Source organism: Methylobacterium sp. J-070 (assembly GCF_022829385.1).
Lineage (GTDB): Bacteria > Pseudomonadota > Alphaproteobacteria > Rhizobiales > Beijerinckiaceae > Methylobacterium.
The window spans coordinates 135,328-148,400 of record NZ_JAKSXX010000101.1; the positions used below are offsets into that span (position 1 = coordinate 135,328).

The following is a 13,073-nucleotide window of genomic DNA, read 5'->3' on the forward strand; positions in this document are numbered from 1 at the left end:
TGCTTCCCGAGCCGGCATCTACTTGTCCGTGCAAAGCCCCTGCTCGGAGAGCCGCTTGTGCTCCCGCGGATCGCAGTCCGTGGACAGGAACGAAGCCCAGTCTGACGGCGTGCCGTAGAAGGCGTTCCGGTCGACATCGCCCTGCACGCCGGGGACCCGGCCTGTGGAGGTGAATTGCCAGAGCATCCACTTGCGGTTGACGAAGCGCTGCTCGGGCTCCGCCGCGGTCGAGCGCAGCCAATGCGGGTAGTCGGGCAGTTCGCCTTCCAGGACGTCCTTGTGGAAGGTGATGTCGGTGTAGATGATCGGGCGCTTGCCGGTATAGCGCTCCATCTCCTCCAGCATCTCGGTGACCATCGCGAGGGCCTGGGCCTTGGGCAGCTTCTTCGGGCAGGTCTGCGAGTGGCCGTTCCACTCGACGTCGAGCACCGGCGGGAGGGCGGTCGGATCGTTGGGCACGTTCCGCTTGAACCACTCCATCTGTTCCCGGGCCGAGCGGCACCAGAACACGAAGTGGTAGGCGCCCCGCGGCACCCCGGCCCGCGCCGCGCCGTCCCAGTTGGTCCGGAAGCGCTCGTCCACGTGATCGCCGCCCTCGGTCGCCTTGATGAAGGCGAACTGGGTGCCGGCCGCCCGGACCGAGGCCCAGTCGACGTTGCCCTGCCACTTCGAGATGTCGATGCCCTGGATCGGGTGCTGCTTGGCCTTGGCCACGCCCGGATGGGGCTTGGCGTCGCCCTTGGTCGGGTAGAAGTCGCTGTTCGACGCGCAGGCGGCGAGGCCCGCCAGGATCGCGGCGGCGGCGACACGCCCGGCGATCCGCCGGGCCGCCGCGAGACGACCGCCGACGCCCCGGACCAAATCGCCGGACGACGACCGCGAAAGGTTGGTGAACCGCTTCATCAGTGCTCAGCCCGCCACCGAAAGAGCGCCACAGACAGACGTATTCGATGGCCCCGGCGCGGTTAACGGAGCTTTGCGATCATTGCGGCGGAATTCCGAGATGCGTTGCAGCGCCGCGACATACGCCGGGCGTCCCCGGCTGTTTCACAGGATGTCACCCGGCTAAGTGCCGGCCCTGAAACGCGAGTCCGGTCACACCGCCGTGAGCAAGCAAATCTTTACCATAGGGTACGAAGGCCTCGACTCGGAGCGCCTCGGGGGCGTCCTGCGCGACGCGGGCGTCGCCGTGCTGGCGGACGTCCGGGCCGTGGCGAACTCGCGCAAGCGCGGCTTCTCGAAGGGGGCACTCGCGGCGTCCCTTCACGATGCGGGGCTGGGCTATGCCCATCTGCGGAGCCTGGGCACGCCCAAATCCGGCCGGCAGGCGGCCAGGGCCGGGGACGCGGCGCTGATGCGGCGCATCTACTGCGAGGAGGTGCTCGACACCGCCGCCGGCCAGGCCGCGCTCGACGAGCTCGCCGCGATGGCCGAGGCCGCGCCGGTCTGCCTGCTCTGCTTCGAGCGCGACCCGGCGCAATGCCACCGGCGCGTCCTGGCAGAGCACCTCGCGCAGCGCGGGTTTTCAGTCAGCGACCTGTTCGGGTGAGTCGCGCCGGGCTCAGAGCCCGGGACGCACCGGGATGCGGGCGCCCAGCGCGCCGGCGAGACGCCGCACCGGGCCCAGCGCGGCGTCCAGGCGTCCCGACCGCACCGCGCGCGGCGGACGCGGCCGCCGGTCCGGATCGGATACCGGCTCGACCGGCATGTAGAGGGCGTCGAAGAAGGACAGCTCCAGAAGCGTCGCTCCGTCCGAATCGGTCATCACCACGGAGGCGTCGAGCAGGCGCGGGTCGCCGCCGTGCTGGCGCATCAGGCCCTGCACGATGGTGCGCGCCGCCACGCGGGCGGCGTCGGCATCGGCGATCCACTGGGCGGCGGATGCCGGCAATGCGGTCTCGCCGAGGCGGATGGTGAAGTGGGCGCGGACCATGGAGGCGCTCCTGGAAGGCCGGGGGGCGTGCGTCAGGCCGCCTGCGCGCCGTCGACGGTCTCGGCCTTCTCGGCGGCCGATTCGGGATCGAAGGCGTCGGCCAGCAGGCCGAGGCGGCGCGCCATGTCCCGCACCTCGTTCAGCGCGATCGACTTCTGGCCCTCCTTGACCGCGCGGGTGATGTCGCTGACCTGCGTGGTGGCGATCCGCTTCAGTTCATCGGCGAGCTGGTGGCTGGTCATCATCGCGTCCGGGCCGGGATTTCGGTCTGCGCCGAGACCGTGGGGCGCGGGCGCTTACCAAGGCGTTTCGCGGCGCCGCGCCGCCTGTGGACAAGACCGGGGATCCGCGGCCGCGCTCAGTCCTGAAGGTGGCGCGCCGCGATGATCGAGGCGGCCGTGCGGTTCTCGACACCGAGCTTGGCGTAGATGCCTTCGAGGTGCTTCGTCACGGTGCGGTGGCTCAGGCCCAGAATCTCGCCGATGTCGCGGCTGGACTTGCCCCGGGAGAGCCAGAGCAGCACCTCGGCCTCGCGGCCGGTGACGGGCAGGCGGGCCCGAAGCCGCTCGACCCCCGCCGCCCGCTCCTCCGGGGACAGGCGGAGCAGGATCTCGTCCGGGGTGCGGCCGATGAAGCTCAGCGCGTAGGCCGCGCCGCCGGGATCGGTGAGGGTCAGGGGGTTGGCGGTCCCGGTGAGGCGGCCGCGCAGCCAGTCGCGGGCCCGGGCCGGCAGCGCGAGGGCGCCCGAGGGGTCCGAGGCCAGCCCGGCGAGCAGCCGGCCCGCCTGCGGCGTCGACCACAGCACCGCCCCGTCCTCCGAGACCGCGAACAGCGTCCGCCCGGCGGTGTCGAGGGCCGCCCGGGCACTCTGCGCCGCCCGGGCGCTGGCGAGATGCACGCGGATCCGGGCGAGGATTTCGTCGGGGGCGATGGGCTTGGTGACGTAGTCGATCCCGCCGGCGCTCAGGCCCTTCACGATGTGCTCGGTCTCCGAGAGCCCGGTCATGAAGATCACCGGCACGCCGGCGAGCTGCGGCTTGGCCTTCAGCCGCCGGCAGGTCTCGAACCCGTCGAGGCCCGGCATCATCGCGTCGAGCAGGATCACGTCGGGGGTGATCTCGTCCACCAGGGCGAGCGCAAGGTCGCCGCCCACCGCCACCAGGACGGTGGCGCCGGACCGCTCGATCGCCTCGGTGAGGAAGCTCAGCGTGTCGGGCGAATCGTCGACCACCAGGACGACGTCGCGCTGCGCCCGGACCGGCGGCGGCTCAGTCATCGCGGGCGAGACCCTGGAGAACCGAGAGGTAGCGGCGCAGATCGTAGCCCTCCACGAGCCCGCGCATCTGAGCCACGAAGGCTTGCGGCACGGTCGCGTCGCCCTCCATCTGGGTCAGCTTGGCCTCGATGGCGCGGATGTGCCCGATCCGGCCGAGCCGGAGCAGTTCCGCGATAGGCCCGGGCCCGGGCCCGGATTGCGGCGCGCGGTCCGGCGCGCGGCGCGGGGGCGCCGCGACCTCGGTCCATTCGAGATGCAGGAGCTTGCCGATCCGCTCCAGGACGTCGCGCAGGTCGAAGGGTTTCGCGAAGATCGCGTCGTGGGGGGCATCGTCGCCGCGCAGCGGGCTGATCTCGTGGACGTTGGCCGACATCATGGCGATCGGCCCGGGATGTCCCGCCGCCCGCAGCGCCGCCGCGACCGCCCAGCCGCTCATCCCCGGCATGGCGATGTCGAGGAGGATCAGGTCGATGCCGCCGTCCGCAACCCGCGTCAGGCATTCGGGCCCCGATCCGGCCTCGAGGACGGCGATGCCCTGCGGCTCGAGGATCGCCCGCATCAGGGCGCGGTGGGCGCTGTCGTCGTCGGCGACCAGGACGGTCCGGCGCGCGCCAACATAGTCCCGCTCCACCGCCGGCGCCGACGGCGGCGCGATGACCGGAGCGGGCTGCGCGACGGAGGCCAGCATCAGCCGCAGCCGCGCCTGCGTGCCGCCGCCCGGCGCCGCCGCCACTGTGATCTCCCCGCCCAGGAGCTGCGCGAGCAGGTTGGCGATGGTGAGCCCGAGCCCCGTGCCCGGCGTGCTGCGGGCGGCGGGGGTGGAGCCACGCTCGAACGGCTCGAAGATCCGCGCCAGATCCGCCTCCGGGATGCCCGGCCCGGTGTCGCGGATCGTGAACACCGCGATCTGGCTGCGGTAGCTCAGGTCCAGCGAGACGGTGCCGGTCTCGGTGAACTTGATGGCGTTCGACAGCAGGTTCAGCAGCACCTGCCGCAGCCGCTTCTCGTCGGTGGCCACCACCGCCGGCAGGATCTCGGGCCGGGAGAAGCGGAACTCCAGCCCCGCCTCCCGGGCCTGGAGGCGGACCATGTCGACGAGCTGGTCGAGGAAATCGTGGAGCCGGACCTCGTCGCGGTGGATCTGCAGGCGCCCGGCCTCCATGCGGGAGATGTCGAGGAGGCCGTCGATCAGGCCGGACAGGTGCTGGGCGCTGCGCCGGATGACCCGGAGCCCGTTGATGCGGTGGGCCGGGATCGCGGGATCGGATTCGAGGAGCTGCGCGTAGCCGAGCACCGTCGAGAGCGGGGTGCGCAGCTCGTGGCTGATCCCGACCACGTAGCGGCTCTTGGCCAGGTTCGCCGCCTCGGCCCGCTCCTTGGCCTCCTGCAGCTTGGCGTCGGTGACCTTGTGGGCGGCGATCTCGGCCTCGTAGAGGGCGGTCTGGCGCATGGTCTCGGCCTGGGCGACGCGCCGGCTCTCCTGGGCGAGCACGAACAGCCACGCCACGACGCCGAGGATGACCATCAGGGTGAAGAACACGCTGGTGAGCGCCCCGCGCAGGAACTCGCGATGCTCGGGATGCGCGATGGTCGCACCGGCGTGGACGATGCCCAGGATCAGGCCGATCACCGCGCAGAGCGTCAGCATCACCGCGAGGTAGCGACCGAGCGGCGCGCCGATCCAGGCGGCGGTGCGGCCCGGGAGGATCCGGGCGACGGCGGCTTGCGCCTGCACCTCCAAGCGGCCGTGCGGCTTGCACAGGTCGCCGCACCGGGCGTCCAGGGAGCAGCAGAGCGAGCAGATCGGGGCGTCGTAGGCCGGGCAATGCGCCATGTCCTCGCCCTCGAAGGGCAGCTCGCAGACCCGGCAGGTGACCTCGCCGGCGCCCCAGTCGCGCTTCGGCGCCCGCGCGAGATACCAGCGCCCCGCGGTCGCCCAGGCGATCGCCGGCGCGGCGCAGAACGCGGTGGCGAGCGCCAGGAGCGGCGCGAACGGCTGGAGCCCGGGCCCGAGCCAGCCGATATAGGCGCCGCCGCCGCAGGCGAGCGCCAGCACCATGGCCCCCGTCCCCACCGGGTTCACCGCGTAGAGATGGGCGCGCTTGAACTCGATGCCCGGGGGCGAGAGCCCGAGGGGCTTGTTGACCGCGAGGTCCGCGGCCAGCGCCCCGATCCAGGCCGAGACCACCGCGGCGTAGAGCGGCAGGGTGCTGGCGATGGTCTTGTCGATGCCGAGTTCCATCAGCAGCAGCGCGATGGCCACGTTGAACACCAGCCACACCACCCGGCCCGGATGGCTGTGGGTCAGCCGGGAGAAGAAGTTCGACCACGCGATCGAGCCGGCATAGGCGTTGGTCAGGTTGATCTTGAGCTGCGAGACCAGGACGAACAATCCGGTGAGCAGCAGACCCGCCCGGCTCGCCTCCCCGGTCAGGTAGCCGAAGGCGACCGCGTACATCCGCGTCGGCTCGGCGGCGTGCTCGGGGGGCACGCCGTGGCCGAGCGCCAGGACCGCCAGGGCGGCGCCGAGCAGGATCTTGAGCATCCCAGGCAGGATCCAGCCGGCGCCGCCGGCGAGGACGGCCAGCCACCAGCCGCGGTCGCGCGGCCCCGTCGGCTCCGGCACGAACCGGAGGAAGTCGACCTGCTCGCCGACCTGGGCGAGGAGCGCCAGCAGGACGCCCGTGGCGAGCCCGAAACGGGCGAGGTCGAAGCCGGCCCCGCCGCCGTCGAGGCCCGGGAAGACCGTAAGCGCCTGCAGCGGCCCGGCCCCCTGCGCCGCCACGAAGGCGAGCGGCAGCAGGCTCAGGGCGATCCAGAGCGGCTGCGTCCAGATCTGGAACCGGCTGATCAGCCGGATGCCGTAGACCACAAGGGGTATCACCGCCCCGGCGCAGACGAGGTAGCCGATCCCGAGCGGCAGCCCGAAGCAGAGCTGCAGACCGAGCGCCATGATCGCCGCCTCGATGGCGAAGAACAGGAACGTGAAGCTCGCGTAGATCAGCGAGGTGATCGTCGAGCCGAGGTAGCCGAACCCGGCCCCGCGGGTCAGCAGGTCCATGTCGACCCCGTAGCGGGCGGCGTAGACGGTGATGGGCGCCGCGGTGGCGAAGATGATCAGGCCGACGACCAGAACGGCCGCCAGGGTGTTGGGAAAGCCCGCGGTGAGCGCCAGGGTGCCGCCGATCGCCTCGAGCGCCAGGAACGAGACCGAGCCCAAAGCCGTCTGCGCGACCTCGAACCCGGACCAGCGCCGCGCTTTCTTGGCGGTGAAGCGGAGGGCGTAATCCTCCAGCGTCTCGTCGGCGACGAAGCGGTTGTAGTCCCGGCGGATGGGAATGATGCGCTGCGGGCCGCTCATCGGGCCCCGGTCCTGGAACGTGTACCTGCGGCCCGCGCCGGCGCGCGCGCGCGCGAAATACCGAGCAGCCGGGCGGCGCCCCCGTTATTCGCACTCACACGCACCATGACCTCAAAGTATTCCGCCGGCATGGTGCACCGCATGCAAAAGCACCGCCATACGCAAAATCGCGTATAGGCCGCAGCGCAACCGACGACCTAGCCTGCGCCCGTCGATCCGCGGCCGCCTCTCAAAGGCCCCGGACGCGAACAGGGTCAGGCACATGGCAGACGACACGGACATTGGCGCCGATCACGGCTTGCGCTCCCCGTTGCGGCGCCGGCTGCTCATGGGGCTCGCCGGCGCACCGGCGCTGGCACTGATGCCCCGCAGCGCCTGGGCCGCCCCGACCTCGGCGGTCAACACCACCGGCCTCGCGGTGACCGACACCGAGGTGACGGTCGGCATCCTGCACTCGATCACCGGCACGATGGCGATCTCGGAGACCGGCGCCCAGGAAGCCGAGAAGCTCGCGATCGCCCAGATCAACGAGGCCGGCGGCGTGCTCGGCCGCAAGATCAAGATCATCCAGGAGGACGGGGCCTCGGACTGGCCGACCTTCGCCGAGAAGGCCAAGAAGCTCCTGGTCAACGACCATTGCGCCGCCGTGATGGGCTGCTGGACCTCGGCCTCCCGCAAGGCGGTGCTGCCGGTGTTCGAGCAGTACAACGGCCTGCTGTACTACCCGACCTTCTACGAGGGTCTGGAGCAGTCCAAAAACGTCTTCTACACCGGCCAGGAGGCGACGCAGCAGATCCTCGCCGGCCTCGACTGGGTGCACAAGGAGAAGGGCGGCGACAGCTTCTACTTCATCGGCTCGGACTACATCTGGCCGCGCACCTCCAACAAGATCGCCCGCAAGCACGTCGAGAACGTGCTCAAGGGCAAGGTCGTGGGCGAGGAGTACTTCCCGCTCGGCCACACCCAGTTCAACTCGGTGATCAACAAGATCAAGCTCACGAAACCGAAGGTGATCTTCGCCGACGTGGTCGGCGGCTCGAACGTGGCGTTCTACAAGCAGCTCAAGGCGGCCGGCATCGACCTGTCCAAGCAGGTGCTGATGACGATCTCGGTCACCGAGGACGAGATCGACGGCATCGGCGGCGAGAACATCGCCGGGGCCTACGCGTGCATGAAGTACTTCGAGTCGATCCAGAACGACAACAACAAGGCCTTCGTCGCCGCGTTCAAGAAGATGTGGGGCGAGAAGACCGTCATCGGCGACGTGACCCAGGCGGCCTATCTCGGCCCGTATCTCTGGAAGATGGCCTGCGAGAAGGCGGGATCCTTCGACGTCGACAAGGTCGTGGCGGCCTCGCCGGGGCTGGAGTTCAAGGGCGCCCCCGAGGGCTACGTCAAGATCGACGAGAACCACCACCTCTGGTCGAAGACCCGGGTCGGCAAGGCCAAGCCCGACGGCCAGTTCGAGATCGTCTACACCAGTCCCGAGCTGATCAAGCCGGATCCGTTCCCGAAGGGGTACCAGTAGTCTCCGTCGGTCAGGCGCCTCCAAGACGCAACCTCATCCTGAGGTGCAGGGCGATCATCGATCGCCCTGCCTCGAAGGAGCCCTCCAGCACCCACCGAGACTTCTGGAACCTCCCTTCGAGGCCTCCGCTGCGCTGCGGCACCTCAGGATGAGGTGGTTGGATGGGATCACGGGCGCTCGCCGGCGGCGAGACGCATGTCGGATCGGAGACACGAGATAATGTTGGGCGACTATTCCCTCGGCGACCTCGGCGCGATCTTCGCCATGCAGGGCTTCGCCGGCCTGATCCTGTTCTCCGTCTACCTTCTGATGGCGCTGGGGCTCGCGATCATCTTCGGCCAGATGGGCGTGATCAACATGGCCCACGGGGAGTTCATGATCCTCGGGGCCTACGTCACCTATCTCTGCTCGTCGCTCTGCCAGTCCTACCTGCCGGCGCTGTTTCCCATCTACTTCTTCGTCGCGATGGGGCTGGCGTTCCTGGCCTCCGGGGCGCTCGGCATGCTGGTGGAATGGAGCCTGATCCGGTTCCTCTACAAGCGCCCGCTCGACACCCTGCTCGCCACCTGGGGCCTGTCGCTGATCCTGCAGCAGGCCTACCGGTCGATCTTCGGCGCCCGCGAGGTCGGCGTCGAACTGCCGTCCTGGCTGATCGGCTCGGTGCAGGTCACCGACACGATCGAGATCCCGATCAACGGCCTGTTCGTCATGGCCGTCACCATCCTGATCACCCTGTGCGTGGCGCTGCTGATCTTCCGCTCGCGCTTCGGCCAGCAGGTCCGGGCCGTGATGTCGAACCGCGCCATGGCGGGGGCGGTGGGCATCGATACCGAGAAGGTCGACCGCTACACCTTCGGCCTCGGCTGCGGCATCGCGGGCATCGCCGGCTCGGCCTTCACGATGATCGGCTCCACCGGGCCGACCTCGGGCCAGCTCTACATCGTCGACACCTTCCTCATCGTCGTGTTCGGCGGGGCCGCGAGCCTGCTCGGCACCATCGCGTCGGCCTTCTCGATCTCGCAGACCCAGTCGACCCTGGAATTCTTCCTCTCCGGCTCGATGGCCAAGGTGATCACCCTGCTCGCGGTGGTCGGCATCCTGATGCTGCGGCCGCAGGGCCTCTTCACCCTCAAGGTCCGGCGCTGAGGATTTTCACCCGATGACGAACCCGGTCCAGACCCTGACCAAGTCGGTCACCGTCAACGACAACCCGTTCATGAAGCCGGTGGAGTGGCTGAGCCTGCTGCTGCTTGCCGGGGTGATCCTGGTGGTGCTGCCGCTGGCGCTCGACGGGTTCCGCCTGAACCTCGTCGGCAAGTACCTGACCTACGCCTTCGTGGCCCTCGGGCTCGTCATCTGCTGGGGCTATGCCGGCATCCTGTCGCTCGGCCAGGGCGTTTTTTTCGGACTGGGCGGCTACTGTATGGCGATGTACTTGAAGCTGGAGGCTTCAAGTATCGAAAACACGAAGATCCAGTCGACGCCGGGCATCCCGGACTTCATGGACTGGAACCAGATCACGGCGCTGCCGTGGTTCTGGCAGCCGTTCAAGAGCCTGCCGCTGACCCTGATCTTGGTCGTGGCGGTCCCGGTCCTGTTCGCGATGCTGATCTCCTACGCGATGTTCAAGCGCCGGGTCGGCGGCACCTACTTCGCCATCATCACCCAGGCGATCGCCGCGATCCTGACGATCCTGATCGTCGGCCAGCAGGGCTATACCGGCGGCATCAACGGCATCACCGACCTGCGCACCCTCCACGGCTGGGACATCCGCACCGACCACGCCAAGGTGATCCTGTACTTCGTCAACGGCGGCCTGCTGATCGCCTGCATCCTGGCGGCGCAGTACGTGAAGAAGTCCAAGCTCGGCCGGATCCTGGTCGCCATGCGCGACAAGGAGGACCGGGTCCGGTTCTCGGGCTACTCGGTGGCAGGGTTCAAGGTCTTCGCCTTCTGCCTGGCGGCGGCCTTCGCGGCGATCGGCGGGGCGATGTTCACCCTGCAGGTCGGGTTCATGTCGCCCTCCTTCGTGGGCATCGTCCCGTCGATCGAGATGGTGATCTACGCCGCCGTCGGCGGCCGCCTGTCGCTGTTCGGCGCGGTCTGGGGCACGCTGCTGGTCAACTGGGCCAAGACCAGCTTCTCCGAGAGCTTTCCGGATCTCTGGCTGTTCGGCCTCGGCGCCCTGTTCATCGCGGTGGTGCTGGCCTTCCCGAACGGTCTCGCCGGCATCTGGCGCGAGCAGATCGAGCCGCGCCTCACCCGCCGGGTGAAGGGTCTGCGCGCCCCGCCGCCCGCCATCGTCCCGCCCCACGGCGCCCCGGCCGAGTGAGTTCTTCCATGAACGCCGCGATCCTGTCCTCCCCCGTGGTCGGCGCCGAGGCGGCCCCGCCCGACCATCTCCTCGCCGTCGAGGCGCTGACCGTCTCGTTCGACGGGTTCAAGGCGGTCAACGACGTGTCGTTCTACGTCGAACCCGACGAGATCCGGGTGATCATCGGCCCCAACGGCGCCGGCAAGACCACGGTGCTCGACCTGATCTGCGGGCGCACGAAGGCCAGCGCCGGCTCGATCAAGTACAAGGGCCAGGAGCTGACGAAGCTCTCCGAGAGCGCCATCGTGCAGGCCGGGGTCGGCCGCAAGTTCCAGACGCCGTCGATCTACGACGACCTGACGGTGTTCGAGAACCTGGAGATCTCGTTCCCCCGGGGTCGCTCGGTCTTCGGGGCGCTCACCTTCAAGCGGGACGCCGAGGTCCGCGACCGCATCCACGCCGTCGCCGAGACGATCTTCCTGAAAGACCAGCTTCGGGAGCGGGCGGAGTTCCTCAGCCACGGCCAGAAGCAGTGGCTGGAGATCGGCATGCTGCTGATCCAGGACCCGGAGCTCCTGATGCTCGATGAGCCGGTGGCCGGCATGAGCGTCGGCGAGCGGATCAAGACCGCCGAGCTGCTCAACCAGATCATCAAGGGCCGTTCGGTGCTGGTGATCGAGCACGACATGAAGTTCGTCGAGGACATCGCCCACCGGGTCACCGTCCTGCACCAGGGCAAGGTGCTGTCTGAGGGTTCGATGGACCGGGTCAAGAACGACCCGAAGGTCATCGAAGTGTATCTGGGACATTGACGATGGCGTCGCTTCAGACCTCCACGCCCCTCGTCCAGGCGCCTCCGATCGCCGCCATGGCGGCCGCAACGCCGGCGCTCGCCGTCGACGATCTCCACGCCGCCTACGGCCAGAGCGAGGTCCTGCACGGGCTGACCTTCTCGGTGGCGCCCGGCGAGATCGTCGCCGTGATGGGCCGCAACGGCATGGGCAAGACCACGCTGATGAAGACCCTGATGGGCCTCGTGCCCGTCAAGGCCGGGTCGATCCGGGTCGAAGGCGCGGACGTCGCCGCGCTCAAGAGCCATGCCCGGGTCGCCAGGGGCCTCGCCTACGTGCCGCAGGGCCGGATGATTTTTTCCACCATGACGGTCCAGGAGAACATCGAGACCGGCCTGACGGTGACCGGCACCCGCAAGGTGCCGCAGGACCTCTACGACATGTTCCCGGTCCTGCTGGAGATGAAGGGACGGCGGGGCGGCAACCTGTCGGGCGGGCAGCAGCAGCAGCTCGCCATCGCCCGGGCGCTGGCGAGCCAACCGAAGGTGCTGCTCCTCGACGAGCCCACGGAGGGCATCCAGCCCTCGATCATCCGCGAGATGGGCCGGACGCTGAAGAAGATCCGCGACGCGCGCGGCCTCTCGATCGTTGTCTCCGAGCAGGTCCTGAGCTTCGCGCTGGACGTCGCCGACCGGGTGATCGTGCTGGAGAACGGCGCCATCGTCCACGAGGCCCCGCGCGCGGGCATCGACGAGGCGGCCGTCGCCCGGTTCCTGTCGGTCTAGGGACACCTGCATGGCCGATCACGCGATCTTCGACCTCGGCGACTTCGTGCTCCAGTGCGGCAAGACGCTGCGCGCGGCCAAGCTCGCCTACAAGACCTTCGGGACCCTGAGCGCCGCCCGGGACAACGCCATCGTCTACCCGACTTGGTATTCGGGCCAGCACACCGAGAACGAGTGGCTGATCGGCCCCGGCAAGGCGCTCGACCCGGACAAGTACTTCATCATCATCCCGAACATGTTCGGCAACGGGCTCTCGTCCTCGCCGAGCAACACGCCCGCGCCCTGGAACGGGCCGCGCTTCCCCAACGTCACCGCCTACGACAACGTCCGCGCCCAGCACCGCCTGGTCACCGAGCATTTCGGCATCGAGAAACTCGTGCTCGTCACCGGCTGGTCGATGGGCGCGCTCCAGACCTACCACTGGGCGTCGATGTACCCCGACATGGTGCCGAGGATCCTGCCGTTTCAGGGGTCGGCCAAGTGCTCCCGCCACAACTACGTCTTCCTGGAGGGGGCCAAGGCGGCGCTTCAGGCCGACGCCGCCTGGGCGGAGGGCTGGTACACGAGCCCGCCGACCCGGGGCCTGCGCGCCTTCGGCCGGGTCTACGCCGGCTGGGGCCTGTCGCAGACCTTCTACCGGCTCGAGGCCGACATCACCCACATGGGCTACGCCTCTCTGGAGGACTTCCTGATCGGGTTCTGGGAAGGCCTGTTCTACGAGCGCGACGCCAACAACCTGCTCGCCATGCTGTGGACGTGGCAGCACGGCGACATCAGCGCCAACGACACCTTCAAGGGCGACTTCAAGGCCGCCCTCGGCGCGATCCGCGCCAGGGCGATCCTGATGCCCGCCTCCACGGACCTGTATTTCCCGCCCGAGGACAACGCCATCGAGGCGGCCGCCATGCCGAACGCGGAGCTGCGCGTGATCGACACGTGGTGGGGCCACTTCGCGGGCGGGCCCGGCACCAGCCCGGACGACATCAAGGTCCTCGACGACGCGCTCAAGGAGCTGCTCGCGAGCGGGTGAGAGACGCGCAACGGCGCGCGGACGGGGCCTGCCCCAAAATCCTAGGGAGCTGGAG

At 69.2% G+C, this 13,073-nt stretch carries 12 protein-coding genes; 7 read left to right on the forward strand and 5 right to left on the reverse strand.

Annotated features, from left to right (window positions below):
- Nucleotides 1–18: 18 nt before the first annotated feature.
- Complete coding sequence (locus MKL01_RS07860; protein ID WP_243904653.1) at nt 19–903, reverse strand: glycoside hydrolase family 25 protein; 885 nt, start codon at nt 901–903, stop codon at nt 19–21.
- Between the two features lie 202 nt (nt 904–1,105).
- Here MKL01_RS07860 and MKL01_RS07865 point away from each other — a divergent pair, with 202 nt between their 5' ends.
- Nucleotides 1,106–1,549, forward strand: a complete 444-nt coding sequence (locus MKL01_RS07865; protein WP_243904654.1) for a DUF488 family protein — start codon at nt 1,106–1,108, stop codon at nt 1,547–1,549.
- 12 nt (nt 1,550–1,561) lie between these two features.
- Here MKL01_RS07865 and MKL01_RS07870 read toward each other — a convergent pair whose 3' ends face one another.
- The 4 genes from MKL01_RS07870 to MKL01_RS07885 form a co-directional block, all read right to left on the reverse strand.
- On the reverse strand, nt 1,562–1,933 hold the full coding sequence (locus MKL01_RS07870) for a DUF6894 family protein (RefSeq protein WP_243904655.1): 372 nt from the start codon (nt 1,931–1,933) through the stop codon (nt 1,562–1,564).
- Nucleotides 1,934–1,965: 32 nt separating this feature from the next.
- Nucleotides 1,966–2,178: a hypothetical protein gene (locus tag MKL01_RS07875; RefSeq protein ID WP_409566218.1), complete on the reverse strand. Its 213-nt coding sequence runs from the start codon at nt 2,176–2,178 to the stop codon at nt 1,966–1,968.
- A gap of 113 nt (nt 2,179–2,291) precedes the next feature.
- Nucleotides 2,292–3,209 (reverse strand): DNA-binding response regulator, encoded by a 918-nt coding sequence (locus MKL01_RS07880; protein WP_243904656.1) that lies wholly within the window; start codon nt 3,207–3,209, stop codon nt 2,292–2,294.
- On the reverse strand, nt 3,202–6,570 hold the full coding sequence (locus tag MKL01_RS07885) for an ATP-binding protein (RefSeq protein WP_243904657.1): 3,369 nt from the start codon (nt 6,568–6,570) through the stop codon (nt 3,202–3,204). The genes MKL01_RS07880 and MKL01_RS07885 overlap by 8 nt, the downstream gene beginning before the upstream one ends.
- A 262-nt stretch (nt 6,571–6,832) precedes the next feature.
- On the opposite strand from MKL01_RS07885, the gene urtA reads away from it, so the two are divergent.
- The 6 genes from urtA to MKL01_RS07915 all read left to right on the forward strand — a co-directional run bounded on the left by urtA (nt 6,833) and on the right by MKL01_RS07915 (nt 13,018).
- Complete coding sequence (gene urtA, locus MKL01_RS07890) at nt 6,833–8,098, forward strand: urea ABC transporter substrate-binding protein (protein WP_243904658.1); 1,266 nt, start codon at nt 6,833–6,835, stop codon at nt 8,096–8,098.
- A gap of 219 nt (nt 8,099–8,317) precedes the next feature.
- On the forward strand, nt 8,318–9,244 hold the full coding sequence (gene urtB, locus MKL01_RS07895) for an urea ABC transporter permease subunit UrtB (RefSeq protein WP_243904659.1): 927 nt from the start codon (nt 8,318–8,320) through the stop codon (nt 9,242–9,244).
- A gap of 13 nt (nt 9,245–9,257) precedes the next feature.
- Complete coding sequence (gene urtC, locus MKL01_RS07900) at nt 9,258–10,430, forward strand: urea ABC transporter permease subunit UrtC (protein WP_243904660.1); 1,173 nt, start codon at nt 9,258–9,260, stop codon at nt 10,428–10,430.
- Between the two features lie 8 nt (nt 10,431–10,438).
- Entirely contained in the window at nt 10,439–11,224 is a 786-nt protein-coding gene (gene urtD / locus MKL01_RS07905) for an urea ABC transporter ATP-binding protein UrtD (protein ID WP_243904661.1), read from the forward strand.
- 56 nt (nt 11,225–11,280) lie between these two features.
- Nucleotides 11,281–11,988 (forward strand): urea ABC transporter ATP-binding subunit UrtE, encoded by a 708-nt coding sequence (gene urtE / locus MKL01_RS07910; protein WP_243904692.1) that lies wholly within the window; start codon nt 11,281–11,283, stop codon nt 11,986–11,988.
- A 10-nt stretch (nt 11,989–11,998) separates the two neighbouring features.
- Nucleotides 11,999–13,018: an alpha/beta fold hydrolase gene (locus MKL01_RS07915; protein ID WP_243904662.1), complete on the forward strand. Its 1,020-nt coding sequence runs from the start codon at nt 11,999–12,001 to the stop codon at nt 13,016–13,018.
- Nucleotides 13,019–13,073: the final 55 nt, after the last annotated feature.

Bases quoted from the DNA above. Each gene is read 5' to 3' on its own strand.
- urtD (WP_243904661.1), top strand. From the start codon at position 10,439: ATGAACGCCGCGATCCTGTCCTCCCCCGTGGTCGGCGCCGAGGCGGCC.
- urtA (WP_243904658.1), top strand. From the start codon at position 6,833: ATGGCAGACGACACGGACATTGGCGCCGATCACGGCTTGCGCTCCCCG.
- MKL01_RS07915 (WP_243904662.1), top strand. From the start codon at position 11,999: ATGGCCGATCACGCGATCTTCGACCTCGGCGACTTCGTGCTCCAGTGC.
- MKL01_RS07875 (WP_409566218.1), bottom strand. From the start codon at position 2,178: ATGATGACCAGCCACCAGCTCGCCGATGAACTGAAGCGGATCGCCACC.
- MKL01_RS07860 (WP_243904653.1), bottom strand. From the start codon at position 903: ATGAAGCGGTTCACCAACCTTTCGCGGTCGTCGTCCGGCGATTTGGTC.
- urtB (WP_243904659.1), top strand. From the start codon at position 8,318: ATGTTGGGCGACTATTCCCTCGGCGACCTCGGCGCGATCTTCGCCATG.
- MKL01_RS07870 (WP_243904655.1), bottom strand. From the start codon at position 1,933: ATGGTCCGCGCCCACTTCACCATCCGCCTCGGCGAGACCGCATTGCCG.
- MKL01_RS07885 (WP_243904657.1), bottom strand. From the start codon at position 6,570: ATGAGCGGCCCGCAGCGCATCATTCCCATCCGCCGGGACTACAACCGC.
- urtC (WP_243904660.1), top strand. From the start codon at position 9,258: ATGACGAACCCGGTCCAGACCCTGACCAAGTCGGTCACCGTCAACGAC.
- MKL01_RS07880 (WP_243904656.1), bottom strand. From the start codon at position 3,209: ATGACTGAGCCGCCGCCGGTCCGGGCGCAGCGCGACGTCGTCCTGGTG.
- urtE (WP_243904692.1), top strand. From the start codon at position 11,281: ATGGCGGCCGCAACGCCGGCGCTCGCCGTCGACGATCTCCACGCCGCC.